The sequence below is a fragment of the Arthrobacter sp. NPDC093128 genome (assembly GCF_040683875.1).
GTDB lineage: Bacteria > Actinomycetota > Actinomycetes > Actinomycetales > Micrococcaceae > Arthrobacter.
Map to the genome: position 1 here is coordinate 120,965 of NZ_JBFBEY010000012.1, position 25,125 is coordinate 146,089.

A 25,125-nucleotide genomic window follows, 5' to 3' on the forward strand; every position below is an offset into this window, starting at 1 on the left:
ATGGCAGCAGTACAGAACGTCGGAATCGTCGGGGCGGGAGCCGCGGGACTGACCGCAGCCATCCTCCTGGCGGACGCCGGAATCCACGTGGAAGTCCTGGAAAAGGCGGAAACCCCGCAGACCGTCGGCTCCGGTATCACCCTTCAGGGGAACGCCCTGCGGATTCTCCGCCAGCTCGGCGTCTGGGACCAGATCGGGGCCAAGGGCTACGCGTTCAGCACCCTCGGCCTGCGCGCCCCCGACCCTGCCGGCACCGTCATCGCCGTGCTGGCGGACATCCGGACCGGCGGTGATGATCTGCCCGCAACCCTGGGCATGTACCGCCCCGACCTCACGGCCGTCCTCCGCGAACGCGCCGAGCACGCCGGTGCCCGGATCAGCTACGGCAAGGCCGTTACCGATATAGCGGACGACGGCGGATCCGTCACCGTCAGCACCGCCGACGGCGCCACCGCACGCTATGACCTCCTGATCGGCGCGGACGGCCTGCACTCCGCGGTCCGCAAGGCCATCGGCATCGACGTCGAACCCCAGGCCACCGGCATGGGCATCTGGCGTGCGTTTGTGGAGCGGCCCGAGGACGTGGTCCGCACGGACCTTACCTACGGCGGCCCGTGTTTCATTGCCGGCTACTGCCCCACCGGCCCGGACACCATCTACGCCTACCTCGTCGAAAAGGCCCAGGAGCGCAACCACGAGGACGGCCCCCGCATCATGGCCGAACTCGCCGCCGCCTACGGAGGCCCCTGGAACGAGATCCGCGCCAACCTGGACCACAGTGCCCGCATCAACTACACCCGCTTCACCACCCACCTGGTGGACGGGCCTTGGCACCACGGCCGCACTGTCATCATTGGGGATGCCGCCCACAGCTGCCCGCCCACGATTGCCCAGGGCGCCGCGATGGCCCTTGAAGACGCGTCCGTCCTGGCCGAACTGCTGATCAACGCCGACCATCTCACCGAGACACTCTGGAAAGAGTTCACCGACCGGCGCCTGGACCGGGCCAAAGCCGTCGTCACCGCCTCCGTCCAGCTGGGCCAGTGGATGCTCGACGGCGTCCGCGACGCCGACGTGCCCGGCCTCATGCACTCCCTGTCCACCATGCTCAAGGAACCCGCATGAGCACCGGCCCTCAGGAAACACCAACCGTTGACGTCCACGCCCACATCCTGCTCCCTGCCCTCCTGCAGTTGGTGGCCGAGGCCGATCCCGAAGGTTTCGGCGCCCAGCAGGCCCTGGAGGTCCGGCGGAATGGGCCGGAATCCCTGGCCGCTTCGGGCAAAATGATTAACGAGCGCTGGCCTCAACTGACCGACCTGGACCGCCGGCTGGCGGACATGGACGCCCAGGGCGTAGACGTCCAGCTGGTCTCGCCGTCGCCGTCGCACTTCTACTACTTCGCCGGCGAAAAACTGTCCCTGAAGCTCGCGAAGCAGGCCAATCAGGCGGTCCGGGACTTCGTTGACCATGCGCCGGAGCGCCTTAACGGCCTGGGGCTGGTCCCTCTCCAGCATCCTGCGCTGATGGTGGAAGCCCTGGAGCACGCCGTGGTGGAATGCGGGCTGCTCGGCGTGGAGATCGGCTCGTTCGCCGCCACGCCCGGCGACCCGGACCGCAGCACCGTCGAACTTTCGGACCCGCGCCTGGAACCATTTTGGGGCCGGGCCGAAAAACTCGGCGCCCTCGTTTTCCTGCACCCATTCGGCTGCTCGCTGGACGAACGGCTTGACCGCTTCTACCTCGCCAACACCGTCTCCCAACCGGCCGAAAACGCGGTGGCCCTGTCCCACCTGATCTTCAGCGGCGTCCTGGACCGCCACCCGGGCCTGAAAGTCCTGGCCGCCCACGGCGGCGGCTACCTTCCCACCACGCTGGGCCGCTCCGACCATGCCTGGAAGGTCCGGCCGGAAGCGCACGGCTGCGCCCAGCCGCCGTCGTCGTACCTGAAGAAGCTGTACTTCGATTCCCTGGTGCACAGCGCTGCCGAACTCCGGGCCCTCGTTGCGGCCGCCGGGCCGGAGCAGGTGATGCTGGGCTCCGACTACCCGTTCGACATGGGCTCCGACAGCCCAGCGGCCGAAGTGCGCACGGCCAGCCTGCCCGCGGCCGACGAAGCCAGAGTGCTTGCCGGCAACGCCGCCGCCCTGGGCATCACACCTGCTTCAGTCCTCACCGCCCGACCCACAACTTAAGGAACACGCGCATGGTCAAGATCGCACGCTGGAACCACGACGGCGGCACGCAGTCCGGGTTCGTGGACGGAGCGAACTGCTACGCCCTGCCCGCAAGCCAGTCCGTCAGCTCCCTGCTGGAAGCCGGGCTTGCCGAAACCCTGACCCGCGCAGCGGAAACCATCGGTTCCGCCTCGCCCGTGCAGCTGGCGGACGTGCAACTGCTCGCCCCGCTGGTGCCCGCCACCATCCGTGACTTTGTGGCTTTCGAGGAACATGTCGAAGGGGTGCGGAAGAGCATCGACGGCGTGGCCGGCGTAGTGGCCGAATGGTACGAGGCGCCCACGTTCTACTTCACCAATCCGCACACGGTGACCGGCACCGGCGAGGTGATTGGCATTCCGGCGGGGTGCGAGGACCTGGACTTTGAAACGGAAGTGGCCGCCGTCGTCGGACGTGTTCCGGGAAGCGACGGCCGCAACCTGACCGCAGGCGAGGGCCACCGCCATATCTTCGGCTACACGGTGTTAAACGACTGGTCGGCGCGGGACCTGCAGCGCCGCGAGATGAAGGTCAGCCTGGGCCCCTGCAAGGGCAAGGACTTCGCCAACACACTGGGGCCCTGGATTGTCACCGCGGACGAGTTCGAGGACCTGCACGATGCCGAGGGTTTCCTGCCGGTCTCCATGGCCGTGGAAGTCAACGGGGAAGCCATCGGACGGGACCTGCTGTCCAACATGGGCTGGCCGTTCGGCGAACTGGTGGCATACGCTTCGCAGGATTCCGTGGTGCGGCCCGGCGACGTCCTGGGTTCCGGCACGTGCGGCAGCGGCTGCCTCGCGGAACTCTGGGGGCGGAACGGGTCCCGGACTCCCCCGCCACTCAAGTCCGGCGACGTGGTCCGTATGACGGTGGAAGGAATCGGCAGCATCGAGAACACCGTAGGCGAACGCAGGGACGCTGTGACCCGTGTTCCTGCCCGCATCCGCCCAAGGAACCGCGTTCAGGTTCCGTCATCTGTTTCTCCAGGGCGATAGCGTGGCCTCCCTTCAGCTCGAAGGCCGCACAGTGGTGGTCACCGGCGCGGGCCAGGGACAGGGTGCCGCCGAGGCGCGGCTGCTGGTGGAAGCAGGGGCGCGGGTCATCGCGACGGACCTTGCCGCAGAGATGCCTGCGCACCTGGCCGCTTTGTCGGCATCTTCGCCTGATGCGCTGGCGTACCGGCAGCTCGATGTCGCTGATGCCTCCGGCTGGTCCGATCTCGGGGGCTGGATCGAGTCCCGGGGCTGGCAACTGGACGGGCTCGTGAACAATGCCGGCATCACGCAGCGCAGCCGGTTGCTGGATGCCTCGGTGGCCGACCTGCAGCGCGTCTATGAAATAAACGTCGCCGGGGCCCTGCTCGGCATCCAGGCCCTCACACCAATGATGGGCCGCGGCTCCGCGATTGTGAATGTGGGCTCCGTTGCGGGCCTTACAGCGCACTATCCCGTGGCTTACACCGCCAGCAAATGGGCCCTGCGGGGGCTGTCCCACGTCGCGGCCATGGAGCTTGGCCCCCGCGGGATCCGGGTGAATACCGTCCACCCGGGCTTCATCGAAACAGCTATGACGGCGAGCGCAAAGCCCGAGTTCCGGCAGGCCACGCTGGCCGAGACACCGCTGGGCCGCACCGGCAGCGCAGAGGAGGTGGCCGGCGTTGTATTGTTCCTCCTCAGCCCGTTGTCCTCGTTCGTGACGGGTGCCGAGATTCCGGTGGACGGCGGCCAGTCAGGCCACGGCGGAGCGAAGTCCGTCTCTGACGCGATGCGCTGACGCTCGCCCCAACTAGGTAGCAGTAGGTGCCGTTATGAGCGCTCATAACGGCACCTACTGCTACCTAGTTGGGAATGGCCGCCGCACCTAGCCCGGCAACCGCTGACCAGCCGCCGTCGACCATCGGATTGGCGCCTGTCCGGAAGGGGAACGGCTGGTTTCGTCTACCTGGTATCCGTCACAGTGATAGTCACCGGATGGGCTGTGACGGGGAAGAGTTCATGCAACCGGGCGCAGGCCCGCTGGACCACGGAACGCAGCCAGGCGCTCGCGGGATCCTCCGTCTGGGACGGGTGCCAGTACATGGCCTCCACGAGGGAAGCCTCGGCGTCCTCAGCGAACTCCACTACGGCGATGTCCGCGCCGCGCTGGGCCCTGGCAGCCAGCATCCGTGGGACAAGCGCCACCAGGTCCGTGCCCTCGACGAGGAGCGGCAGGGACAGGAAGCCGGCCACGACTGCCGCCACCTGGCGCTGAACACCGCGGGATTCGAAGAGCTTGTCCGCCGGGGTGCTGATTCCCTCACCGAAATAGCCGACGGCGTGGGGAACCGTGATCATGTCCTCCAGGGTCAGCCGGGGCTGCTGGAGCAGAGGGTTTCCAGCGTCAGCCACGGCCACGAAACTGTCCCGGAACAGCTGTTTGGTGGCGCCCTGCATGTGGTAGCCAGTTGGCCCCACGAGCAGGTCGATTTTCGAGTAGTCCGCCATCTGGCCCTGGATTCCGGAGCCGGCGGTGGGGACGAAGTCCACGGAGACGTTCGGTGCTTCCTTTCGCAGAATCCGGCGGAGGGGACTCACCATCAGCGCCGCCGCGTAGTCCGAGGCGGCGATGATGAACTCCCGCTCGCTTGTGGCGGCATCGAAGCCCGAGCGCACCCGTGTGGCCCGCTGGATGTGAAGCATAGCCTCATCAACCAGCGGGACCAATGCCTGGGCGAACGGCGTGAGGTCGTACGTACGGCCATTTCGGACCAGGAGTTCGTCGTCGAAGTGCCGCCGGAGCCTGGCCATCGCTGCACTGGTGGCCGGCTGGCTGAGCTGAAGCCTCTCAGCCGCGCGGGAAACGTTACGCAGCTCCAAAAGGACCTGAAGTTGGGGCAACAGGTTCAGGTCCAGGTTCTTCATACCCACAGGCTATCCGTACAGGACACCGGCCGTCCTAGTTACTGACGGGCATCATCCGGGGACCGCGGAACAAGACGGCAAGCAGTGCAACGGCGCAGCCGATTCCCAGCGCGCCAAGGGCGAAGCCGAAGCTCCCAAGTCCCGCCGTGGCGGCTCCCAGGACGATGGGAGTCAGGAACTGGCCGATGAACAGCGTCCCGGTCCAGATGCCTGTGCCACGGCCGCGCTGCTGAAATTCGAGGCCATTGACGGCCCATGTAAGCAGCGTAGGCAGCAGCACGCCTGTTCCTGCGCTGGCAATGACCGCCCCTGCGATCGCCAGAGGCACCGTGCCCGCGACGGATACGAGGGAAAGTCCGACGGCGGCCAGCCCGAATGCGAGAGCCAGCAGGTTCCGCGTGCCCAGCTTCGCCAGGAAGCGGAATGAGATGGCGCCTGCCGCGGTGGCGAGGGAGGCGATGGCCGCGGCCAGTCCGATGAGTGCCGCGTCACCGACACCCAGGCCGGTAATGACGTACGGCAGGTGCACGATCAGTGCGTAGAAAACAATCCCGCCGAACAGCGTCACTGCGGCCGGGGCACCGATCTGCCGCCACGGCACCGGCGTTTTGTCCGCCCTCGTGCGCTGGCTCTTGGCCGGCTCCCAGAGCTTGAAGACCATGAGGATGACGATGACTGCGCTTGCGGCGTAGAGCCAGAACGGCGTCCGCCAGCCGATGCTGCCCAAAGCACCGCCCAGCGCGAAGAATCCGGTGGCTGCGAGCGCACTGACCATGGTCTGAAGCCCTAGGTATTTGTTCCGCTGTTCGCCCGCATAGTAATCCGTGATGAGGGTGGTGCAGCAGGTCATGATGGCGGCTTCGGCGATTCCGACGCCGACACGGGACAACGCGATGGCTTCCAGGGTCTCCAGCCAAAGCGGTGCCGTCCCGAAGGCGGCGTAGGCCAGCATGGCGAAGATCAGGAGCTGCTTCCGCCCTACCCGGTCGGCAACATAGCCGGCCAGGGGCGAGAAAAGCGCCACGAACAGCGCCGGCAGCGTCAGGGTGAGCGGCACCAGGATGGCAACCCCGGGGGTGTCTGCGAACGCCTGGTTAAGGGTTGGGAGGATGGGTGCCAGCAGGACGGCCCCCAGCACCGGCATGCAGCTGCCTGCCACCAGCAGGGTTGCCTGGAGTGGTCCGGCCTGTCGCGTCGCCGCAGGGTCGGGTGCAGCTTCCCTGGTCGCTGTACCCGTGAGCTGAATATTCTCCATTGAATCTCCCTTTGCCTCGTGGTGGTCACGGAGAATCGGCGCCGTTCAGCCGCCGAAAGTGACTTCCTCACTGTGGCAAACCCTGAGCCATCGGGGGAATCAAGCATTTGGGATAGCTGGTATCCATGGAACCGATGGCAGCAGTGGTCGCTGCATCAATACAATGAAGGTCTGACTTCACCCAGGTGTAAGACGAAAGGCGAATGAATGACGGTTGAAGTACGTCAGGCAAGGTATTTCATAGCTGTGGCCGAAGAGCTCCATTTTGGCCGGGCGGCTGATCGTCTCAGCATGTCCCAGCCGCCACTAAGCCAAGCCATCTTGCAGCTGGAACGCCAGCTTGGCACCACGCTGCTCAACAGATCGAGCCGCAGCGTTTTGCTGACAGAGGCGGGCAGCCTCTTCCTCGAGCAATGCAGATTGCTGGTCGGCGCGTCAGAACGCGCTCAGGAGACAGCCCAATTGGCGAGTTCAGGCACCATTGGAACTCTGCGCATTGGAGCGGTCACCTCGGCGTTCAGCGAAGTGCTTCCGGAGATCCTGGCCCGCTTTCGTGCCACGCGCCCGCTAGTGGAATTGCGCGTTCAGGAGATCGACTCCCATCACGGGCGGGATGCCCTAGGTCGCCGCGAGCTCGACGTCGCTGTGATCCGCCATTCCGAAACTGGCCGCCGGCTTATATCGGTACCACTGCGCCGGGATCACTTTGTGGTCGCTATGCCTAAAGACCACCCGCTCGCCCGAGGAAGAGGGCCTGTCAGCCTGTCGGAGTTCCGGGAAGACTCCTGGGTGTGGCTGCCCCGGCAGATTTCCCCGGACTACCACGACGAACTCGTCGCCGCGTGCCGGCAAGTGGGCTTCAGCCCGGAAGCGCAGCACTACGCCAACTCCATCAATTCCCAGCTGGCCATGGTCAAGTGCGGGCTAGGGGTGACTCTGGCCCCGGAATCATCCGTGCGGCAGCAGCCGGATGACCTTGTGTGGCGACAGATAAAGGAACGCGCGGACTTGGTCGAGCTCTCTATTGTCAGCGGGGCTGAGGCAAAGGAGCCGCTGGTGGAACACTTCATTCTGTGCGCTTCCCCGAACGCCTGAGCATCACTCTCTATTTGGCCACGGAAACACTCTCCCGTACCGCAACACTGCCAACATTCGTCGGTGCAGCCTCAGCGATCGGCCCAGCCGGTGGGCGCGGGTGCGTCGAGGAACGTGATCACGACGTCGCGCACGAGGTCTGTCCGCGCGAGGCCGAAGAAATGCGTCGTTCCGGGGAACACCGCGAGCTGCGACGCGGGCACGCCCTCGAAGTCGCCGTTCACGTCTCCCCCGCGCAGTCGGAGGAACTTCACCGCGTGGTCGAGCTTGACCATGTCGCAGTCGCCGACCGTGAGGAGCGTCGGGGCGGCGATTCCACGGATCTCGTCGTCGCTCCATCCGGTTTCGCCCGCGCCGTAGCGTGAGAGCTTGCCGAGCAGGCCCTGCAGGTGCTCGCGATCGGGATGCGGCGACACGGCAAGGTAGCGTTCCTCCATCGGGGTTCCCGCGATCATATCCACCGTCATCTCCGCTACCGCTTCGGCGTTGCCGCCACGGTCGCCCTCCGGCCGGAAAGACACCGACGAAACGATGAGCTTACGCACGAGTTCCGGGTGGTGGATCGCGAGGTCCAGCGCAACCGCACCGCCGACGCTGAACCCGAACACGTCGACGCTGTCGACACCGAGGTGCTCAAGAAGCCCGACGACATCGGATGTCAGATCAGCAGTGCCCAGCGGCCGATCGATGTCGTTGGTGTGTCCGTGCCCTTGGAAGTCCGTCGCGATCACCCGGCGCCCGGCCGACAGGCTCGGGATCAGTGCGCCGAACTGCAGCTCGATGTCGAAGAGCCCACCGTGCAGGAGCAACAGCGGGGTATCACCGTCGCCGTCGTCGCCATGCAACTCGTAGTACATCTGGAGCCCGTTCACCGGCGCGTATCCCGTTTCGGGTGCCGCTGTCATCCCGTCGGTCATCCACGAGCCTCCTCTGGCCTACACATGTGTCGTGTCCCAATCCTGACACTCCACACGGCGCGCCGGCCAGTGCCTGGGCGAGATCGCGGGCGACGAGTCCCGAACGGCGGGCTGAGACCTGATCTGCGTGTCTGAGTACTCACCGCAGCCAGGCGCAGATATTGTCGATTCATGGACAGGGACCAGACCGGCGAACTGGAAGGGCAGACCTCGATCAACGAACTGCTCGATGCGCCGGTCGGCAATACTCCTATCCAGATGGTGCTGCCGATCCATGTCCAGCTCCTGTCGGGGGAATTCCGACGTCTGTCCTGACGCGACGAGCCCACCCTGCACGATGCATTCCCGCCGCGTCGCGATAAACTGGATCGATCATGTTCGGTGCCCCGCTCCGTCGTCTGGCCGGGTTCGTCATCCTAGCGACCCTCCTCTCGGCCTGCGCGCCCGCGATCAGACTCGATGAGGCCGCCACCGATCGACCGATCCAGATTTCCTCGGCTCCGCCGGCCGCACGCGATGACGTCCCCGCTCCTCACCGGACCCCGTCCCCCACCCCGACGTCGGTTCCCACGCCGCCTCCCGTGCCCCAGGCGTTCGCCCTCAACCTCTACCAGGAGGGGGACTTCGTGCCGCAGTACACCTTTGAGTGGTGTGTGGCGGCGAGCATCCAGATGATGCACAACCTCATCGACGACACGGGGGCCGGCACGTGGGCCGATGACGTTCAGCAGGGCGAACTGTGGGAGATGGCCCGGGCACGGTCCTCCAACTCGTTCAACGGTGCCAACCCCTTGGGTTGGGCGCAGGTGCTGAACGAGGTCGGGATGGGGCCGTACGCCGTCGTTAGCATCACTGACTACGAGGAAGCGCTGCGAACCGCTTCGCGCGCCATCGCCGACACGGACCGGCCGGTCGGGCTGGTCATGTGGCGCGGTCGCCACGTATGGGTGATGAGCGGCTTCGAGTCACTCGGCGATCCGGACCATTTCCCGGAGTTCTCAGTCACCGGAATCCGCGTCCAAGATCCGCTCTACCCGTACGGCGACCAGCAGTGGGGACCATCTCCCGCGCCTAATACCTTGCTCACCCCAGAGCAGTTGGCGACGCAGTTCGTCGTCCGCGAGCCGCGACGCTGGAGCATCGAAATGCCGACCGGCTACATGCTGGTGCTGCCGCTCGCCGGGGCCGGATCAGACCTTCGCGTTAGTTGAAGTTGTGAACGCCGACTGCTGGACAAAACACCCGAGGAGGTCACCATGACGGTCACTTTCAACCACACCATCGTCTACGCAACGGACAAGCGCCGTTCGGCGGAGTTCCTGGCCAACGTGCTCGGTCTGCCGAAACCCCAGGCCATGTGGTCCTTCATGGCCGTGCCCCTCGACCACGGAGTAGCCCTCGATTTCGCCACGGCGGACCGGCCCATCTCCCCGCAGCACTACGCCTTCCTGGTCAGCGAGGAGGACTTCGACGGAATCTTCGCAAGGATCCAGGCCCAGGGCATCCCCTACTGGGCGGACCCGGCTCGGTCCCGCCCGCAGCAGATCAACCACAACGACGGCGGACGTGGCGTCTACTTCGCGGATCCTGACGGGCATTTCCTCGAGGCGATCACGCGTCCGTACGGTTCGGGTGCCGCATGAAGTCCTAGGTGCGCTGAGGGTCGCCTTTGTGCGCGTCTTCCGCCTGGAACCGGCATCGGGTATGACGGGTATTAGCCGTCCCGGACACGAGGACCCCATGAAGGGCGAAAGGTGATTGCGATGACCGAACATCAGGAACTGCCCTCGGCGCCTATGGCTGCTGCACAGGCTGAGGTTATCGGAAGCCTGGCGGCGCAACTGCGGGTGGACTCCATCCGGTGCAGCACACAGGCCGGTTCTGGCCATCCCACCTCATCGTTGTCGGCTGCGGATCTCATGGCCGTCCTCGTCATGCGGCATCTCCGCTATGACTGGGACCAGCCGTCGCTGGCGACCAACGACCACCTCATTTTTTCAAAGGGTCATGCCTCCCCGCTGCTGTATTCGATGTACCGGGCCGTCGGCGTGGTCGAGGAGGACGAACTGATCCACACCTACCGGCAGTTCGGCGGCCGGCTGCAAGGCCACCCCACACCAGTCCTGCCCTGGGTTGACGTGGCGACAGGCTCATTGGGTCAGGGCCTGCCGGATGCGGTCGGAGTGGCACTGGCCGGACGGTACCTGGACCGGCTGCCCTACCGGACCTGGGTCCTGTGCGGGGATAGCGAACTGGCCGAGGGGTCCATCTGGGAGGCCCTGGACAAAGCCGCGTACTACAAGCTGGGCAATCTCACCGCCATCGTGGACGTCAACCGCCTGGGCCAGAACGGTCCCACCGAACTCCAATGGGACATGGACCGCTACGCCCGGCGGGTAGAGTCCTTCGGAGCCTATCCCCTCGTCGTCGACGGCCATGACATTTCCGCGATCGACGACGCGCTCACCAGCGCACGATCCCGGCCCGACCAACCAACGGTCGTTCTCGCCAAAACCATCAAGGGCAAAGGCGTTGCCGAGATCGAGGACCAGAACGGCTGGCACGGCAAAGCGCTTCCGAAGGACATGGCCGAACGGGCGGTGGCAGCCCTCGGCGGTCCCAGCGACCTGCGGATCACTACGGCACTCCCCGAACCGGGCGTCCCTGCGATCACTCCCAATCCCGGGGCAGCCGTCAGTTTGCCCCGGTGGGAGGTGGGTGAGGAGGTGGCAACCCGGGCTGCCTTCGGCGCCGCCGTGTCCGCGCTGGCCGCCCGACCCGAAATCGTTGTCCTGGACGGCGAAGTCGGAAACTCGACCCACGCCGGCGAATTCAAAGATGCCGCTCCGGAACGGTATTTCGAAATGTTCATTGCTGAACAGCAACTCATCGCCTCCGCGATCGGGCTCTCGGTCCGCGGCTACATCGCGTACGCCGCGAGTTTCGCCGCTTTCCTGATCTCCCGGCCCTACGACTTCATCCGGATGGCAGGAGTCTCCCAGGTCAGCATCCGGCTCGTCGGTACACACGCCGGGGTGGAAATCGGCCAGGACGGCCCCTCGCAAATGGCATTGGAGGACATCGCCGCCATGCGGGCGGTGCACACCTCGAGTGTGCTCTACCCCGCCGACGCCCCCTCCACTGCCCGGCTCGTCAAGACCATGGCAGACACCACAGGAATCTCCTACCTTCGGGCCACCCGCGGCGCCTACCCGGTCATCTACGGGCCGGATGAGCAATTCCCGCTCGGCGGGTGCAAAGTCCACCGCGCCGGGCCCGACGACGCCGTGACACTGATCGGCGCCGGCGTGACCCTGCACGAATGCCTCACCGCCGCCGATCAACTGTCCGAAGACGGGATAAACGCCCGCGTCATTGACCTCTACTCCATCAAACCCATCGACGCGGACACCCTGCGCCGGACCTGCCAGGCGACCGGGGGCAGGATCGTTGTCGCCGAGGACCACTACCCCGAAGGCGGCATCGGCTCCGCCGTCCTCGAGGCCCTGGCCGGCACGGACACCCCCGAACTCCACGTCGTCTTACTCGCCGTCAAAGCCCTGCCCACCTCTGGCAAACCACAGGAACTGCTCGACGCCGCCGGCATCTCCGCCCGCCACATCACCGCAGCCGCCCGCGGCCTCCTTACAACCTGAACTCCGGCCGCACCGCGTCGGTCGGCTTTGTGATGGCCTTCGCCATCAACATCGCGGGGCGTTAATGCCGGCAGGCCCGAACCAGCTGGCCAGCGCGTCCTCCAGCCCCGTCTGCGTGCCGTCTCCCGTCCACGCCACGTGCCCGTCGGGCCGGATCAACATGGCCGCGGGGGCGCTGACTGAACCGATCACCGGAAGCTCCCACCCGCCGTCGTACGTTGCGTCGACCAGCTGCACCCGATCAGCCCATGGCCCCGGGTCGATGCTGCCCGGCGCGCCGAGGTTGAGCAGCACCGCACGGGCGTCGTGCAGGAGGGCGAAGAGGCGCAGCGGTCCGTTGGCGGTGACGACGTCGAGGTCGGGCATGCGGCGCCCCAGCAGCGGGTGCCCCTCACCGAGGTCGTAGCGGATGTCCAGTCCGGAAATGAGCCCGCCCAGCTGCTTCCGGGCCTCATCGATGGTCAGCAGGCCCATCACGGTGTCTGCCAACGCGCCGATGCGCGGGTCCGCCCGCTGCATTATCGACTGTGCCATGGTGTGCTTCAGCGCGCGGGCCCCGGCGGGGTGCCGCTCGGCGTGATAAGTGTCCAGCAGGCTGTCCGGCGCAGTGCCCTTGACCACCTGGGCGAGCTTCCAGCCGAGGTTCACGGCGTCCTGGATGCCGAGCCCGATCCCCTGCCCGCCCGAAGGAGCATGGATGTGCGCGGCGTCCCCGGCGAGCAGCACGCGGCCGCTGCGGTAAGCCGCGGCCTGCCGGGTGGCGTCGGTGAACCGCGAGATCCATGTCGGAGTGTGGACCCCGAAGTCCGTACCGTAGATCTCGGTCAGCGCTTTGCCGAGGTCAGCCAAAGTGGGCTCGGTCGCCGGTCCAAGTTGCTTCTCAGTGACCACCACACGCATGGTCCGCCCATCCTCCATCAGGTGCAGCCCGTGAACCCCCACCTCGTCGATGCGCATGCCTGCCGGCGTCTCCTCGGTCACCTCCACTTCGGCGATCAGGCTGCTCCTGGTCGCATCCCAGCCGGGGAAGCCGATGCCTGCTGCCTTGCGGACAGCACTTCGCCCGCTGTCGGCGCCGACCAGGTACAGCGCGCGCACCGACCCGCCGTCAGCGAGATGCACGTCGACCCCGCTGCCGTCCTGGGCGAAGCCGGCCACCTCGTGCCCCCGTCGGACCGGCACTCCCAGCTCCCCGATCCAGCCGGCCAGGATCCGTTCAATATGGTTCTGCCACAGGCCGAGCGTGTAGGGGTGTCGCGTGGGAAAGTCGCTCACATCCAATGTGGTGTTCCCGAAGAACGCCGCCTGGACGCGCTGGCCCTCGGCGAGGAACCGGTCGGCGATCCCACGCTGATCGAGGATTTCGATCGTCCGCGAGTGGAACCCGCCCGCACGCGAGCCCACCAGCACCGTCGTCGGGCGGCGCTCCACAATCGCCGCATCCACCCCCGCCAGCGTCAGCTCAGCGGCCAGCATCATCCCGGTCGGACCGCCGCCGGCAACGATCACATCAACCATCACAGCCCCCTCTCCCACTATTTTCCGTGCGCCTCTTACGGGCACGTCCGACCCAGTTTGAGGCATGACGGGGGCCTTGCCGCAAGCCCCCTTCTACGCGATAAATTGGAAGTGGCAGGGACACATAGCGTCAGCAGGCACGACAGGTAGAGGCTCCTGGCACCCGGCCGCATCCCTCAGGATCTGTGGGTGGGATCCTCTGTTCGTCGGATCCGGCGATCCCGGAACAGTATCAGGAACTGGAAGGGGGCCGCCGTCGTCGTGTTCTTCTGGAGTTCCAGCACCTGGTGATTCCCTTCTTTGCCGACGGAACCGACCTCGTCATGAGCTTCCGGCTCACAAAAGGCCCCGGCGGGAGCCAGGTCATAGCCTGCTCAGGTTCCGCAGAAGGTCCGGTAGGTTCCGAATTCTTCCGGAGCGCCAACCGCGTATCGCTCGAGACCGGGGCGTTCCTCAAACGGGCGGGTGACCGCGTCCAGAAGCCGGAACAGCGGGTCGAGGTCGCCGCCGGTGGCAGCGGCCAGGGCCCCCTCCACCAGGTGGTTGCGGGGAATGTACACCGGATTGACCCGGTCCATCGCGTCGGCATCCGGGCTCAAGGCACGCCAGCGCTCAACCCAGGCATCGAACGCCGTCACATCCGGGACAAGCTGCCGCGCAGGCTCGGGCTCGCCGCGGGCCGCTTTGCCAAGGCTGCGGAAGATCGACGTGTAGTCGACCTGTCCCTCCTGCAGGAGGACCAAAAGCTCCTCGACAAGGGGCCCGGTCACAGCGTCCTCGAGCCCGCGACGGAATCCAAGCTTCGCGTTCATGCCCGCCGCCCACGCAGCACTGTACTGCCGGCGGAAATCATCCAGGGCTTCCACCGCAAGGCCGATCGCCGTCTCCTGGTCCTCGTGCAGCAGGGGCAGCAGCGACTCCGCGAGACGGGCAAGATTCCATTCCGCCACCACGGGCTGGTTCCGATAGGCGTAGCGGCCGCCGTCGTCGACCGAGCTGTAAACGGCAGCGGGATCGAACGCGTCCCTGAACGCACACGGGCCGTAATCGATGGTCTCGCCCGAGATCGTCATGTTGTCGGTGTTCATCACCCCATGGACGAATCCCACCAGCATCCAGCGGGCTACCAGCGACGCCTGCGCGGCAGTGACCGCGTGGAACAGGGCGAGATAGGGGTTCTCGGCAGCGGCCGCCGCTGGATAGTGCCGGCTGATCGCGTACTCGGCAAGGCGGCGAACGAGGCCGGTGTCCCCCGTGGCCGCGGCGTACTGGAAGCTGCCCACGCGCACATGACTCGTCGCGACGCGGGTGAGCACCGCCCCCGGCAGCACGGTCTCACGCTGCACCAAACGCCCCGTTCCCACCACGGCAAGGGACCGTGTGGTGGGAATGCCTAGCGCGTGCATGGCTTCGCTGACGAGATATTCGCGCAGCATCGGTCCGACAACGGCCAGGCCGTCACCCCCGCGGCCGAAGGGTGTGCGCCCCGAACCTTTGAGGTGCACGTCCCGCAGTTTACCGTCGGAGTGTGTGATCTCGCCCAGCAACAGGGCACGCCCGTCGCCAAGCCGCGGGGCGTACCAGCCGAACTGGTGACCGGCGTAAGCCTGCGCGACCGGCGTGAGATCAACGGGGAGCCGACATCCGGTCAGCAGACCCACCCCGTCAGAACTCGTTAAGAAGTCAGTGTCCAGTCCCAACTCGGCGGCCAACGGCTCGTTAATGACCAGCAGTTCAGGGTCAGGAACCTCCTCCGCCCGCCACGCAATGGCCATCTCCGGAAAGTCACGGGCGAAGTGGCCGCTCAAGGTCACGGCTGACAGCGATACAGCATCCATCCACCAAGAATAGCCGCGCCTGAATTCCGCGCGTTCCTACTGTGGCGGTTACGGGGCGAAGGGGGACTGCGGGTAGGAACACCAGCCGGACGTCGTGGTCACGGACCTGATGATGCCCGGTATGGACGGGCTTTCCCTGTGCCGGGCAATCCGGGCACGGAAGAATGACCTTTACACCTACATCGTGCTGTGCACCTCCCAGGGACCCAGGGACGACATGCTCGCAGGACTGCAGGCAGGCGCCGACGACTACGTCACCAAACCCCTGGATCCCTTCGTACTGCACGCCAGACTGCTCGTGGCCCCTCGGGTGACCACTTTGCACGCCGACCTGGACCATTACCGGAAGGTACTGTCCGAACAGGCCCGCACCGATCCCCTGACAGGGCTGCACAACCGGCTGAAACTCGCCGAGGATCTGGAACAATTGCACGCGCGCAGCGAGCGGTACGAGCACGATTACGCCCTCGCGATGTGCGACGTGGACAACTTCAAGGGCTACAACGACATCTACGGCCACCAGGCCGGCGACCTTGCCCTTCGGGCAGTGGCTGCCGCGCTGGCGAACGAGGCACGGCAGAGCGACGGGGTGTACCGCTTCGGCGGTGAAGAATTCCTCCTCGTTCTACCGCACCAGACGCCGACGGGCGCCAGAACCCTTGTCGAGAGGGCATTGGCCGCCGGGTGTCAGGCCGCCGGTTCTTCGACTTTCACGGCGGAGATTTCGAATTCCAGAGTGATCTTTTCCGAGATCAGCACCCCGCCGGAGTCAAGAGCCGCATTCCATGTGAGACCGAAGTCCTGCCGGTCAATCCGGCGTGAGCCTTCAAAGCCCGCCCGGAGGTTACCCATGGGGTCTCGTTCGACGCCGATGAAGTCCAGCGGGATGGCGATGTCCTTGGTGACTCCGCGGATGGTGACGTCACCGCCAACGATGAAGTGGCCGTCGTCGACCTGGTCCACCCGGTTGCTGGAGAACGTGATCTCCGGAAACTGTGGTGCGTCAAAGAATTCGTTAGTACGCAGGTGCTGGTCGCGGTCCGCATTGCGGGTGTCGATGCTGGCCACCTTGATGGTCATCCGTGCCGACGACTGCTCGGGGTTTTCGGCATTGACGTGAATGGCGCCCTCAACGTCGTTGAACGCCCCGCGCACTTTGGTCACCATTGCGTGGCGGGTTGAGAATCCGATGCGGGTGTGGGTGGGGTCAAAGCGCCACTCACCCGAAAAGTCCGACAAGATTTCAGCCATGGAATGCCTCCTGTGCAGGCGTGCCGGCACAGGGACTGTGCTGCGGAAAGGTCTAGCAACAGTATCAGACCGGGCACCTGGGACATTAACTTCCGGCCCGTGCAGAACACAAACCCAACCGGTTACTGGGTCGCGCCTGATCCAAGACTGGCGCCGTTATGCGCTGCTAGGGCCCGGTCCCAGACGCCGAAGCAGGCCGAAGGCCTTGGAAGCGTACCTCTGCCAATGCGTGGGCCTGCCGTTGACCGCAGGCATCACATCACCCTCGAAAATGAATCTCTGGTCGAGGTCTTCATCCGCTAACCACCAGCCGGTCTGCGGGCAATGATGACCAGTCAGGGATGCCACGCGTGCGTCATAAGTCGGCCTCGAGTCCAGGGGTCTTTTCTTCATGTTGTTCCTTCGGAGAGGGCAGTGATCTGCAACGATGGCTCAGAAAGTGTTTGCGTCGATGACGAAGCGGTACCGCACGTCACTGGCGAGGACGCGTTCATAGGCCTCGTTGATTTTGCTGGCCGGAATGACTTCCACCTCTGCCCCGAGCCCGTGGGCACCGCAGAAGTTGAGCATCTCCTGCGTCTGCCGTATGCCGCCCATCTTGGACCCGGCGAGGCTGCGGCGGAAACTGACCAGTGACCAGGCGCGCTGCGTCAGCGGCATCGAAGGCAGCCCTACGAGGACCAGGGTGCCGTCCAAAGCAAGCAGCGAAAGGTATTCGTCGATGTCGATATCAGCGGAGACCGTGTTGACGATCAGGTCGAAATGACCTCTCAGGATTTCGAAGGTGGTGGGATCCGACGTGGCATAGTAATGCTTCGCCCCAAGGCGGAGCGCGTCCTCCTGCTTCTTAAGGGACTGGCTAAGCACTGTGACCTCCGCGCCCATGGCTGCTGCGATCTTTACGCCCATGTGGCCGAGCCCGCCCATGCCGATGATGGCCACGCGCTTCCCAGGTCCGGCGGCCCACGTGCGCAGCGGCGAGTACATTGTGATGCCGGCGCACAGCAGGGGCGCAGCAGTCTCTAGCGGAATGCCGTCAGGAATCCGCAGGATATAGTTCTCGTCCACCACAATGCTGGTGCTGTAGCCTCCGGCTGTGGGCAGGCCGTCCCTGCCAACCGCGTTGTAGGTGCTCGTCGCACCGGACAAACAGTGCTGTTCCTCGCCAGCACGGCAGTTGACGCACTCACGGCAGGAATCCACAAAGCAGCCCACACCCACACGGTCCCCCACTGAATGACGCGTCACCTTGGCCCCGACAGCCTCCACGACGCCGGCAATCTCATGCCCAACGACCACCGGGTAATTCACGCCCGCCCAGTCGCCCCGCGAGGTGTGGATATCGGAATGGCAGATCCCTGTGAACTTGATGGCTATCTGCACCTCGAACTCACCGGGTTCACGGCGTTCGACGGTGCCGGGCTGCAGAGGCGCCGTGGCCGAGACTGCGATATAAGCTTTGGCGTGGGTAGGCATAAGGGTTCCGTTTCTACAGTGGTTCAGGAAGCGGCAACGAAGCCAAGTTCCTTATCGACGACGTTCTGCAGTGGCTCGCCTGCGCGGTACCGCGTCAGGTTGTCCAGAAACAGCAGGCCAAGGTCGTCAATGTGGTCTTCAGTGTCCCCGCTCATGTGCGGTGTGATGATGACGTTCTCCATGCTCCACAGCGCGTGGCCGGCAGGGAGCGGTTCCGGGTGGACAACGTCCAGCGCCGCGCCTGCAATCGAACCCGACGCCAATGCTTCAGTCAGGGCATCGGTGTGCACCAGCTCGCCGCGCCCTACGTTGACCAGGTGTGCAGACGGTTTCATGGCCGCCAGGACCTCGGCGTTCACCAGTCCCTTGGTCTCTGAAGTCAGCGGAGCGGCGAGCACAAGATAGTCGTAGTCATGGACGATTCCGGCCAGATCCTGTGAGGAGTGGATCCGTTCGAAGTCATCGTCCCCTGCCCGGCTTGTACGGCCCGCGCCGCTGATCCCCATTCCTACAGCGCGGAAGAGGCGGGCAATTTCACGCCCGATGGAACCGGTGCCGACCACCAGGGCCCGTTGTCCCTGGACCTTGCGCGTCACCCTGTGTTGCCACCGCTGTTGCTGCTGCAGCCGGAACGAGCCCTGCGCATCCTTGGCCATGTCCAGTACGAAACCGAGGGCAAACTCTGCGATGGCCCGGCTGAGGACTCCGCGGGAGTTGGTGTAGACGACATTGCTGCGGATCAGATCATCGAACAGCAGCTGGCTCACGCCCGCCGCCGAGACATGAACCCACCGAAGGGACGATGCCGCATCCCAGTTCTCTCGCAATGCCGGGGAGAACGAGTGCCACTGGTAGAGCACGTCGGCGCCGTCCAGCGCGTCGGCGAGACCATCAGCTTTAGTCAGCCGGACCTCTGCAAGCTCCTCGATCTCGGATAACCGGGGCGGCAGCGCCTCCCTGTAAAGGACCGCCACGACGGGCCGCTTGCGTTCTACTGCCGCGGTCATGAGGCCGCTACTGCAGTGGGGCTGCCTGCCTGTTCCGCGGCCAGGGTGTCGATCGCGGCAAGGACCGCCGCGGTGAATTCCGACGTCGACGACGTGCCGCCGACATCGCGGGTGCCGTAGCCGTCGCGCAGGGCTGACTCGAATGCATCCTGGAGGTGGGCGGCAGCTTCGCGGTGTCCGAGGTGCTCCAGCATCATGGCGCCGGACCAGATCTGCCCCACGGGGTTTGCCAGGCCCTTTCCGGCGATGTCCGGCGCCGAGCCGTGAACGGGTTCGAAGAGGGACGGGTAGTCGCCCTCCGGGTTCAGGTTTGCGCTGGGAGCCAGGCCAATGGAGCCCGTCACGGCACTGCCAAGGTCCGAGAGGATGTCGCCGAACAGGTTAGAGGCGACGATAACGTCCAAGGTCCAGGGCTTCAGGACAAGGTGCGCGGCGAGTGCATCCACCAGTTCGCTGGTGAGGCTGACGTCCGGGTACTCCCGGACCGTTTCGGCAACGACCTCGTCCCAGAACGGCATGGTGTGCACTATGCCGTTGCTCTTGGTGGCCGAAGTGAGCTGTCCGCGCCTGGACGCGGCCAGCCGTGCCGCATAGTGCGCCGCCCGCAGGACGCCCAATCGGGTAAAGACGGTGGTCTGCATGGCACTTTCCTCGGGCAGGCCACGGTACATCCGGCCGCCGATTTCGGAATACTCCCCTTCATTGTTTTCCCGGACAATGAGGAGATCGATCGGATGCCCGGGCGCAAGAGGAGACGTGACGCCGTCGAGCGTTTTGACGGGGCGGAGGTTGATGTACTGCTGGAACTCCCGGCGGATGGGGATCAGCAGCCCCCACAGGGACTCCGTATCGGGGACCTCCGGCGAACCGACAGCGCCAAGGAAGATGGCGTCGTGCCGGGCGAGCTGCTCCAGCCCGTCCTCGGCCATCATCCGACCGTGCCGGGCATAGTAGTCGCATCCCCAATCAAAATACGTGAACTCCAGGTTCAGGGAATGGATTCCCGCGATCCGTTCGAGGCATTCGATGGCTGCCGGGACAACTTCATTCCCGATGCCGTCTCCGGCGATAACTGCGATTTTGTGATTGCTCATGGCATTGTCCGCTCTGGCAGGGCGCCCGGCATCGGCTGCCAGCGGGCACCGGATCCTCGAAGGTTGACGATGGTGCTTTTAGGCTCTGTCATCTCGTGGACGGCATACCTGACACCTTCGCGTCCCACACCGGACTTCTTGAAACCGCCAAAGGGCATCGAATCGATCCGGACGTCGCTGGTCTCGTTGATGACCACGGCTCCCACGTGCAGCTTCTCGGCAATGTCCAGCGCCTGGTCGATGGACTGGGTGAAGACGCCGGCTTGAAGACCGTAGTCGGAGCTGTTGGCGGCATGGACGGCGTCCGCGACACTGATGAAGGGCGTGATGCTGACGACGGGGCCGAACACTTCATCCCGGATCACCCGGCACTCGGCGGGCACATCGGTCAGGACGGTCGGCTCGTAGTAGGCGTTCCGCCGCGTCCCTCCCACATGGACGGTTGCCCCGGCGGCCCTGGCCTCCTCCACCCACTCCTCGACGCGCCGTGCTTCCGCCTCGGAAATGAGCGGTCCCACGTCGGTGCCGCGGTCGAGCTTCGGCCCGGTCCTGAGCGCCTCTGTGCCACGGGTGACCTGTTCCAGGACTTCCTCGAACAGTGAGATGTGCACGTACACGCGCTGGACCGAGAGGCAGTTCTGTCCGGCCACGCCGAAGGCTCCGGCCACGATGGCTTCGGCTGCCTGGTGCGCGTCGGCGTCGGCGCAGACAATTGTGGCGTTGTTGCCGCCGAGCTCGGAGAGGATCTTCTTGGCACCGGCGGCCGCGGCAATGCGTTCCGCCGTCTGGGGACCGCCGGTGAAGGAAATCAAGTCCACCTGGTCATCCGTGACCAGCGCTTCGGCAACGCCCGGCCCGCTCACGATCGCCGCGATGCGTCCGGACGGGACGCCTGCTTCGAGCAGCAGCTGGACAAGGGCCAGCCCGGTCAGCGGGGTGCGGGCCGATGGCTTAAGGACGACGCCGTTGCCTCCGATGAGGGCCGGGCCCAGCTTGTGCGCCACCAGGTTCAGCGGGTCGTTGAACGGGGTGATGGCCGCGACGATCCCCACCGGTTTGCGGCTGTACCAGCCGATCTTGCTGCCGCCGGCCATGCTGTCCTCAAAGCCCAGCGTCTCTCCGGTCAGCTCGCCGGACGCTGCGGCGGAGAGCCTGAAGGTCTCAATGCAGCGGCGGACCTCGCGCTCGGCTTCGGTGATGGTTTTGCTGCTCTCCGAAGCAATGATGTTGGCGAACCTGTCAGCCTGTTCCGTCAGCAGCTGAGTTGCCTTTTCCAGCGCCTGACGGCGGGAACGCAGCGGCCACTCGTCACCCTGGAGGTGCCGGTGAAGGTGCGCTACTGCCCGGCGAACGTCCTCCGCCGTGGAGGTACATACGCGCCCCAGCAAGACACCGTCTTCAGGGTCCCTTACTTCAAGGGTCATGTCGGCAGTTTGCCACTGGCCCTCGAAGAACGCTCCTCCTGGGAGATTCGCAAATTTTGTGCGCCTGTAGGCGGTTTCTTCGGCTGATTTTGGGCGTGCTTCAGCCACGGTTGTAGATGCGATCATGGGAACCCTTAATTTACCTATTTGACTCGGTCGATGATTTTTGCGGCTGCGCCGATGAACGGCAGGAACCATGGCGGGCCGAAGTGGCCGGGAACGGGAGGGTTCTTCAGGTCTTCCCACACATTCGCAGACTTGTCTCCGGCCATGTAGTGGGCCATCCTCTTGCCCATGTGCGCGGCCATCTGCACGCCGTGTCCGCTGTAGCAGAGGGAGTAATAGAGGCCGTCGTGGACACCCGCGTGGACCATCTGGTCCATCGAAAGGTCCACCAGGCCGCCCCAGATGTAGTCCACCTTGGCGTTGGAGAGGTACGGGAAGAGTTCGAGCATGGCCTTGCGCAGGATCTCGGCGCTCTTGACGTCCGAGTCCGGGCTGGACAGGGCAAAACGGGCCCTGCCGCCGAACAGCAGACGGTTGTCCGGGGTGATCCGGAAGTAGTAGGTCAGCATCTTGCTGTCCGAGGCCTGGCGCCGGTTGGGCAGGATCCGGTTGACCACGTCTTCGGGCAGCGGGTCGGTGACAATGATGAAGCTTCCCACCGGGATGACACGGCGCTGCAGCCACGGAGTGACCCCGCCGGTGTAGCCGCTGGTTGCCACCAGGACCTGCTTGGCCCGGGTGATGCCCCGGGTGGTGTGGACGTCGTGCACGGTGCCGGAGACTTTCTTCAGCTCGGTTACTGCAGCGTTCTCGCAAATATCGGCTCCGGCTGCAACAGCCACTCCGGCCAGGCCATGGACGAATTTGCCCACGTGCAGACCTGCCCCGAGCGGGTCCACCATCGCGCCCTGGTAGAAGTCCGTGCCGATTTCGCTGTGGATCTCGGATTTCGGGATAACGGTGACGTGGTGGTCGGCCAGGGTGGCCAGCTTCTCCTGCGACTTCAGGAAGCCCTCATAGTGAGATTTGTGGAAGGCCAGCGAGAGCTTTCCAAAGCGGTTGTAGTCGCAGTCGATGCCGTTGTCGCGCACCAGCTTCTCGATGGTGTCGATGGCGTCGTTGTATTCCTGGAACATCTCCACGGCGCGCGTGGCGCCGTAGCGCTTGACCGCGGTGCTGAAGCTGATGGCCAACCCGGTAGTCGCCATTCCCCCGTTCCGGCCCGATGCGCCCCACCCCACCGTGTGGCGTTCGAAAACGGCAACACTGGCGCCCTGCTTGGCAAATTCAATGGCCGCGGACAGCCCCGTAAATCCGGCGCCGATGATTGCCACATCGACATTCTCGGGTACCGGAGTCTGCCGGTAGTCTCCGGATGCTTCGGCTGTGTCCAGCCAGTAAGGAATGAGTTTCACGGTTTGACCTTTCGCCTCGGAGTCGGTTTAGAGACCGAGGTGCTTGTTGATCTCGTCCAAGGACTTAGCAGTGTTGAGGTCGTAGCCCGGGCCAATGGGGTCATAGCCACGGTCGAGCAACCAGAGGTTCCGGAAGCCCATGTCGTGCATCGGATGCACGTCGTAGCGGGTATGCGAGGAGACGTGCAGGAAGTCCTCCGGCTTGGCGTTCAGCGTGTCCAGCATGTACTCGAAGGCCTGGTAGCGCGGCTTGTAGGCCTGGGCCTGCTCAGCAGTAAGCACGGCGTGGAAGTGTGCGCCGAGCTTGGGAATGCTGATGTCCAGGAAGCTGTCGTCTGCGTTGGACAAAGCCACCAGCTTGTAGTTATCGCCCATGAGCTTCAGCGGAGCCGGCACATCCTCGTGGGCAACCCAGCCGCGTACCGCCTCAGCGAACGCTGCGCCGGCGCCTTCGGTCGGCCCAATGCCCCAGCGCTTGCACACCCGGTCAAAGGAATCCTGAAGGATCTGCTCGTAGGGCTTGAAGTCGCCAAGGACCTCGTCGAACCGGTACCCACGGAACTGCTTCTTGAATGCAGGCCACTGCTCCTCAGAGATGCGGCCATCAAGCAGGCGACGCGTGGTGGGATCAATGTCGAAGTTGATCAGTGTGCCGTACACATCAAAAGAGATGTACTTCGGGCGGTTGGAGTCTGCCATGATTCGTCCGTTTCTTGAAGTTGTGTCGAAGGCTCGGATACCGAGTCTCATTCTGGTCCCAAGGCATGTGCAGAGCCGGTTGGATTCTTCCCCGTGGCAGGGGACTCTGCTGCCCGATACATCGACTCTAGAACCGCAAATTGTAAATTGTCAACAGTTCAGGGTCCCCTTCGGGAATCATTTACCCATCATTTTTCTTTTCGTCAATTGTTGACAATCCGCTGTTGAGGCGGTTGCATTGGGTTAGATGCGGAACGAGATCAGGATCACAGCTCCGCATGACGCAAGACACGTTTGTACCGACCCGGCACCCTTAAAGTCAGGGATGCCGACCGGTCGGTCCCGCGAAATATGCACCCGTTTTGGCGGATCCAATTCAGCCGAAACCATTCGAAGGGAAGCACCATGAAGACCATAAACAAAGTTCAGACCGCAGCAGCCGCCCTCGCCGCGCTCCTGGCACTGAGCGCTTGCGGCGGCGCGGCCAGCAGCACGCCGGGATCCGAGTCAAAGACCAACAACACCACCGACATTTCAGAAGGCGTGCAGCCTGATGCGGCCGCGGTGGCGCTGTTGCCGCAGTCCATCAAGGACAAGGGCGAGCTGTCGGTCGCGATGGACTTGCACTACCCGCCGACGACCTTCCTTGCTGAGGACAACACCACCGCGATCGGCCTGAACCCGGACGTCGCCCGGCTCATTGCGAAGAAGCTCGGGGTGAAGGTGAAGTTCGTGGACACGAAGTTCGACACGATCGTCCCGGGCCTCGACGGTGGACGCTTCGACTTCACCGCCACCACCATGGCCAAGACCGAAGAGCGGCTCAAGGTCCTGGATATGATCGATTACTTCCAGGCCGGCACCTCTGTGGCCGCAGCCTCCGGGAACCCGCTGAACCTCACCGTCGAGACCCTGTGTGGGAAGAACATCGCCGTCACCCAGGGTTCCACCGGCCAGCTCAAGCGCCTTCCGGCCCTGAGCGAGCAGACCTGCACCTCCAAGGGACAGCCCGCGATCAACGGCGTGACCCTGCCCAACGTCCAGGACGCCCTGACCCAGCTGCACTCCAAGCGGGTCGACGGCATCCTCTACGACACCACCGCGCTCGGGTGGGCCCAGAAGCAGCAGCCCGACTCCTTCACCCTCATCGGCCGGGTCAACGTCGGCAACAGCGACGTGACCGCCGTCGGCGTGAAGAAAGGCTCGCCGCTGACCCCTGCCCTGCAGGCAGCGATCCAGTCCGTCCTGGAAACCCCGGAGTACAAGAAGTCCCTGGAGACCTGGGGTCTCGACTCCGGGGCCATCACCGACGCCAAACTGAACTAGCAGGAGGCCACCATGGTCACAGCTACTAAAGA

22 protein-coding genes and 1 pseudogene are annotated in these 25,125 nt (G+C 64.8%); 11 read left to right on the forward strand and 12 right to left on the reverse strand.

Going from position 1 to position 25,125, the window contains the following annotated elements; translation table 11 throughout:
* From AB0N24_RS15560 to AB0N24_RS15575, 4 genes are read left to right on the forward strand one after another with little or no spacing between them, the layout of a single operon-like run.
* Positions 1-1,125: an FAD-dependent monooxygenase gene (locus AB0N24_RS15560; protein WP_364125953.1), complete on the forward strand. Its 1,125-nt coding sequence runs from the start codon at positions 1-3 to the stop codon at positions 1,123-1,125.
* Positions 1,122-2,195, forward strand: a complete 1,074-nt coding sequence (locus tag AB0N24_RS15565; RefSeq protein ID WP_364125956.1) for an amidohydrolase family protein — start codon at positions 1,122-1,124, stop codon at positions 2,193-2,195. The genes AB0N24_RS15560 and AB0N24_RS15565 overlap by 4 nt, the downstream gene beginning before the upstream one ends.
* Before the next feature lie 11 nt (positions 2,196-2,206).
* Positions 2,207-3,211 (forward strand): fumarylacetoacetate hydrolase family protein, encoded by a 1,005-nt coding sequence (locus AB0N24_RS15570; protein ID WP_364125959.1) that lies wholly within the window; start codon positions 2,207-2,209, stop codon positions 3,209-3,211.
* Between the two features lies 1 nt (position 3,212).
* A complete protein-coding gene (locus tag AB0N24_RS15575) occupies positions 3,213-3,989 on the forward strand; it encodes an SDR family NAD(P)-dependent oxidoreductase (RefSeq protein ID WP_364125961.1) in 777 nt (258 codons plus the stop codon).
* A gap of 164 nt (positions 3,990-4,153) precedes the next feature.
* Here AB0N24_RS15575 and AB0N24_RS15580 read toward each other — a convergent pair whose 3' ends face one another.
* Together AB0N24_RS15580 and AB0N24_RS15585 are read right to left on the reverse strand one after the other, a co-directional pair.
* Positions 4,154-5,116 carry a LysR family transcriptional regulator gene (locus AB0N24_RS15580; protein ID WP_364125963.1) on the reverse strand — a complete coding sequence of 321 codons (963 nt, stop codon included), beginning with the start codon at positions 5,114-5,116 and terminating at the stop codon, positions 4,154-4,156.
* Between the two features lie 34 nt (positions 5,117-5,150).
* Positions 5,151-6,371 (reverse strand): MFS transporter, encoded by a 1,221-nt coding sequence (locus AB0N24_RS15585; RefSeq protein ID WP_364125966.1) that lies wholly within the window; start codon positions 6,369-6,371, stop codon positions 5,151-5,153.
* A gap of 207 nt (positions 6,372-6,578) precedes the next feature.
* Between AB0N24_RS15585 and AB0N24_RS15590 the strand changes: the two genes are divergently transcribed.
* On the forward strand, positions 6,579-7,466 hold the full coding sequence (locus AB0N24_RS15590; RefSeq protein WP_364125968.1) for a LysR substrate-binding domain-containing protein: 888 nt from the start codon (positions 6,579-6,581) through the stop codon (positions 7,464-7,466).
* 71 nt (positions 7,467-7,537) lie between these two features.
* Here the strand turns inward: AB0N24_RS15590 and AB0N24_RS15595 are convergent, their stop codons facing one another.
* Entirely contained in the window at positions 7,538-8,383 is an 846-nt protein-coding gene (locus AB0N24_RS15595; protein ID WP_364125971.1) for an alpha/beta hydrolase, read from the reverse strand.
* A 171-nt stretch (positions 8,384-8,554) separates the two neighbouring features.
* Between AB0N24_RS15595 and AB0N24_RS15600 the strand changes: the two genes are divergently transcribed.
* The 4 genes from AB0N24_RS15600 to AB0N24_RS15615 all read left to right on the forward strand — a co-directional run bounded on the left by AB0N24_RS15600 (position 8,555) and on the right by AB0N24_RS15615 (position 12,039).
* Positions 8,555-8,698, forward strand: coding sequence for a hypothetical protein (locus AB0N24_RS15600; RefSeq protein WP_364125974.1), 144 nt, complete (start codon positions 8,555-8,557; stop codon positions 8,696-8,698).
* A 59-nt stretch (positions 8,699-8,757) separates the two neighbouring features.
* Positions 8,758-9,594, forward strand: coding sequence for a hypothetical protein (locus tag AB0N24_RS15605; protein ID WP_364125976.1), 837 nt, complete (start codon positions 8,758-8,760; stop codon positions 9,592-9,594).
* A gap of 45 nt (positions 9,595-9,639) precedes the next feature.
* Positions 9,640-10,026 carry a VOC family protein gene (locus tag AB0N24_RS15610; RefSeq protein ID WP_364125978.1) on the forward strand — a complete coding sequence of 129 codons (387 nt, stop codon included), beginning with the start codon at positions 9,640-9,642 and terminating at the stop codon, positions 10,024-10,026.
* A gap of 120 nt (positions 10,027-10,146) precedes the next feature.
* Positions 10,147-12,039: a transketolase gene (locus AB0N24_RS15615; RefSeq protein WP_364125980.1), complete on the forward strand. Its 1,893-nt coding sequence runs from the start codon at positions 10,147-10,149 to the stop codon at positions 12,037-12,039.
* 45 nt (positions 12,040-12,084) lie between these two features.
* On the opposite strand, the gene AB0N24_RS15620 is transcribed toward AB0N24_RS15615, so the two are convergent.
* Together AB0N24_RS15620 and AB0N24_RS15625 are read right to left on the reverse strand one after the other, a co-directional pair.
* The gene (locus AB0N24_RS15620) at positions 12,085-13,557 is read right to left on the reverse strand and encodes an FAD-dependent monooxygenase (RefSeq protein ID WP_364125982.1); all 1,473 of its coding nucleotides are present in this window, start codon (positions 13,555-13,557) and stop codon (positions 12,085-12,087) included.
* A gap of 374 nt (positions 13,558-13,931) precedes the next feature.
* Complete coding sequence (locus AB0N24_RS15625; protein ID WP_364125985.1) at positions 13,932-15,395, reverse strand: protein adenylyltransferase SelO; 1,464 nt, start codon at positions 15,393-15,395, stop codon at positions 13,932-13,934.
* An 88-nt stretch (positions 15,396-15,483) separates the two neighbouring features.
* On the opposite strand from AB0N24_RS15625, the pseudogene AB0N24_RS15630 reads away from it, so the two are divergent.
* Positions 15,484-16,059: pseudogene (locus AB0N24_RS15630) on the forward strand (diguanylate cyclase); the annotation flags it as partial.
* Positions 16,060-16,082: 23 nt separating this feature from the next.
* Here the strand turns inward: AB0N24_RS15630 and AB0N24_RS15635 are convergent.
* The 7 genes from AB0N24_RS15635 to AB0N24_RS15665 all read right to left on the reverse strand — a co-directional run bounded on the left by AB0N24_RS15635 (position 16,083) and on the right by AB0N24_RS15665 (position 23,767).
* Entirely contained in the window at positions 16,083-16,646 is a 564-nt protein-coding gene (locus AB0N24_RS15635; RefSeq protein WP_364125988.1) for a YceI family protein, read from the reverse strand.
* Positions 16,647-17,078: 432 nt separating this feature from the next.
* A complete protein-coding gene (locus tag AB0N24_RS15640) occupies positions 17,079-18,122 on the reverse strand; it encodes an NAD(P)-dependent alcohol dehydrogenase (RefSeq protein WP_364125991.1) in 1,044 nt (347 codons plus the stop codon).
* A gap of 23 nt (positions 18,123-18,145) precedes the next feature.
* On the reverse strand, positions 18,146-19,129 hold the full coding sequence (locus AB0N24_RS15645) for a D-2-hydroxyacid dehydrogenase (protein WP_364125994.1): 984 nt from the start codon (positions 19,127-19,129) through the stop codon (positions 18,146-18,148).
* Positions 19,126-20,223 carry a tartrate dehydrogenase gene (locus AB0N24_RS15650; RefSeq protein WP_364125996.1) on the reverse strand — a complete coding sequence of 366 codons (1,098 nt, stop codon included), beginning with the start codon at positions 20,221-20,223 and terminating at the stop codon, positions 19,126-19,128. Before AB0N24_RS15650 ends, AB0N24_RS15645 begins: the two co-directional genes overlap by 4 nt.
* The gene (locus AB0N24_RS15655; RefSeq protein ID WP_364125999.1) at positions 20,220-21,647 is read right to left on the reverse strand and encodes an aldehyde dehydrogenase family protein; all 1,428 of its coding nucleotides are present in this window, start codon (positions 21,645-21,647) and stop codon (positions 20,220-20,222) included. The genes AB0N24_RS15650 and AB0N24_RS15655 overlap by 4 nt, the downstream gene beginning before the upstream one ends.
* Before the next feature lie 143 nt (positions 21,648-21,790).
* On the reverse strand, positions 21,791-23,068 hold the full coding sequence (locus AB0N24_RS15660; protein ID WP_364126002.1) for an FAD-binding oxidoreductase: 1,278 nt from the start codon (positions 23,066-23,068) through the stop codon (positions 21,791-21,793).
* Positions 23,069-23,095: 27 nt separating this feature from the next.
* Complete coding sequence (locus AB0N24_RS15665) at positions 23,096-23,767, reverse strand: haloacid dehalogenase type II (protein ID WP_364126005.1); 672 nt, start codon at positions 23,765-23,767, stop codon at positions 23,096-23,098.
* A 405-nt stretch (positions 23,768-24,172) separates the two neighbouring features.
* Here AB0N24_RS15665 and AB0N24_RS15670 point away from each other — a divergent pair, with 405 nt between their 5' ends.
* On the forward strand, positions 24,173-25,093 hold the full coding sequence (locus tag AB0N24_RS15670) for an ABC transporter substrate-binding protein (RefSeq protein WP_364126008.1): 921 nt from the start codon (positions 24,173-24,175) through the stop codon (positions 25,091-25,093).
* Positions 25,094-25,125 lie beyond the last annotated feature (32 nt).

Excerpts from the sequence above, each read along its gene's own strand:
- AB0N24_RS15560 (WP_364125953.1), top strand. The coding sequence starts at position 1 with ATGGCAGCAGTACAGAACGTCGGAATCGTCGGGGCGGGAGCCGCGGGA.
- AB0N24_RS15565 (WP_364125956.1), top strand. The coding sequence starts at position 1,122 with ATGAGCACCGGCCCTCAGGAAACACCAACCGTTGACGTCCACGCCCAC.
- AB0N24_RS15570 (WP_364125959.1), top strand. The coding sequence starts at position 2,207 with ATGGTCAAGATCGCACGCTGGAACCACGACGGCGGCACGCAGTCCGGG.
- AB0N24_RS15580 (WP_364125963.1), bottom strand. The coding sequence starts at position 5,116 with ATGAAGAACCTGGACCTGAACCTGTTGCCCCAACTTCAGGTCCTTTTG.
- AB0N24_RS15585 (WP_364125966.1), bottom strand. The coding sequence starts at position 6,371 with ATGGAGAATATTCAGCTCACGGGTACAGCGACCAGGGAAGCTGCACCC.
- AB0N24_RS15590 (WP_364125968.1), top strand. The coding sequence starts at position 6,579 with ATGACGGTTGAAGTACGTCAGGCAAGGTATTTCATAGCTGTGGCCGAA.
- AB0N24_RS15595 (WP_364125971.1), bottom strand. The coding sequence starts at position 8,383 with ATGACCGACGGGATGACAGCGGCACCCGAAACGGGATACGCGCCGGTG.
- AB0N24_RS15600 (WP_364125974.1), top strand. The coding sequence starts at position 8,555 with ATGGACAGGGACCAGACCGGCGAACTGGAAGGGCAGACCTCGATCAAC.
- AB0N24_RS15605 (WP_364125976.1), top strand. The coding sequence starts at position 8,758 with ATGTTCGGTGCCCCGCTCCGTCGTCTGGCCGGGTTCGTCATCCTAGCG.
- AB0N24_RS15610 (WP_364125978.1), top strand. The coding sequence starts at position 9,640 with ATGACGGTCACTTTCAACCACACCATCGTCTACGCAACGGACAAGCGC.
- AB0N24_RS15615 (WP_364125980.1), top strand. The coding sequence starts at position 10,147 with ATGACCGAACATCAGGAACTGCCCTCGGCGCCTATGGCTGCTGCACAG.
- AB0N24_RS15620 (WP_364125982.1), bottom strand. The coding sequence starts at position 13,557 with ATGGTTGATGTGATCGTTGCCGGCGGCGGTCCGACCGGGATGATGCTG.
- AB0N24_RS15625 (WP_364125985.1), bottom strand. The coding sequence starts at position 15,395 with ATGGATGCTGTATCGCTGTCAGCCGTGACCTTGAGCGGCCACTTCGCC.
- AB0N24_RS15635 (WP_364125988.1), bottom strand. The coding sequence starts at position 16,646 with ATGGCTGAAATCTTGTCGGACTTTTCGGGTGAGTGGCGCTTTGACCCC.
- AB0N24_RS15640 (WP_364125991.1), bottom strand. The coding sequence starts at position 18,122 with ATGCCTACCCACGCCAAAGCTTATATCGCAGTCTCGGCCACGGCGCCT.
- AB0N24_RS15645 (WP_364125994.1), bottom strand. The coding sequence starts at position 19,129 with ATGACCGCGGCAGTAGAACGCAAGCGGCCCGTCGTGGCGGTCCTTTAC.
- AB0N24_RS15650 (WP_364125996.1), bottom strand. The coding sequence starts at position 20,223 with ATGAGCAATCACAAAATCGCAGTTATCGCCGGAGACGGCATCGGGAAT.
- AB0N24_RS15655 (WP_364125999.1), bottom strand. The coding sequence starts at position 21,647 with ATGACCCTTGAAGTAAGGGACCCTGAAGACGGTGTCTTGCTGGGGCGC.
- AB0N24_RS15665 (WP_364126005.1), bottom strand. The coding sequence starts at position 23,767 with ATGGCAGACTCCAACCGCCCGAAGTACATCTCTTTTGATGTGTACGGC.
- AB0N24_RS15670 (WP_364126008.1), top strand. The coding sequence starts at position 24,173 with ATGAAGACCATAAACAAAGTTCAGACCGCAGCAGCCGCCCTCGCCGCG.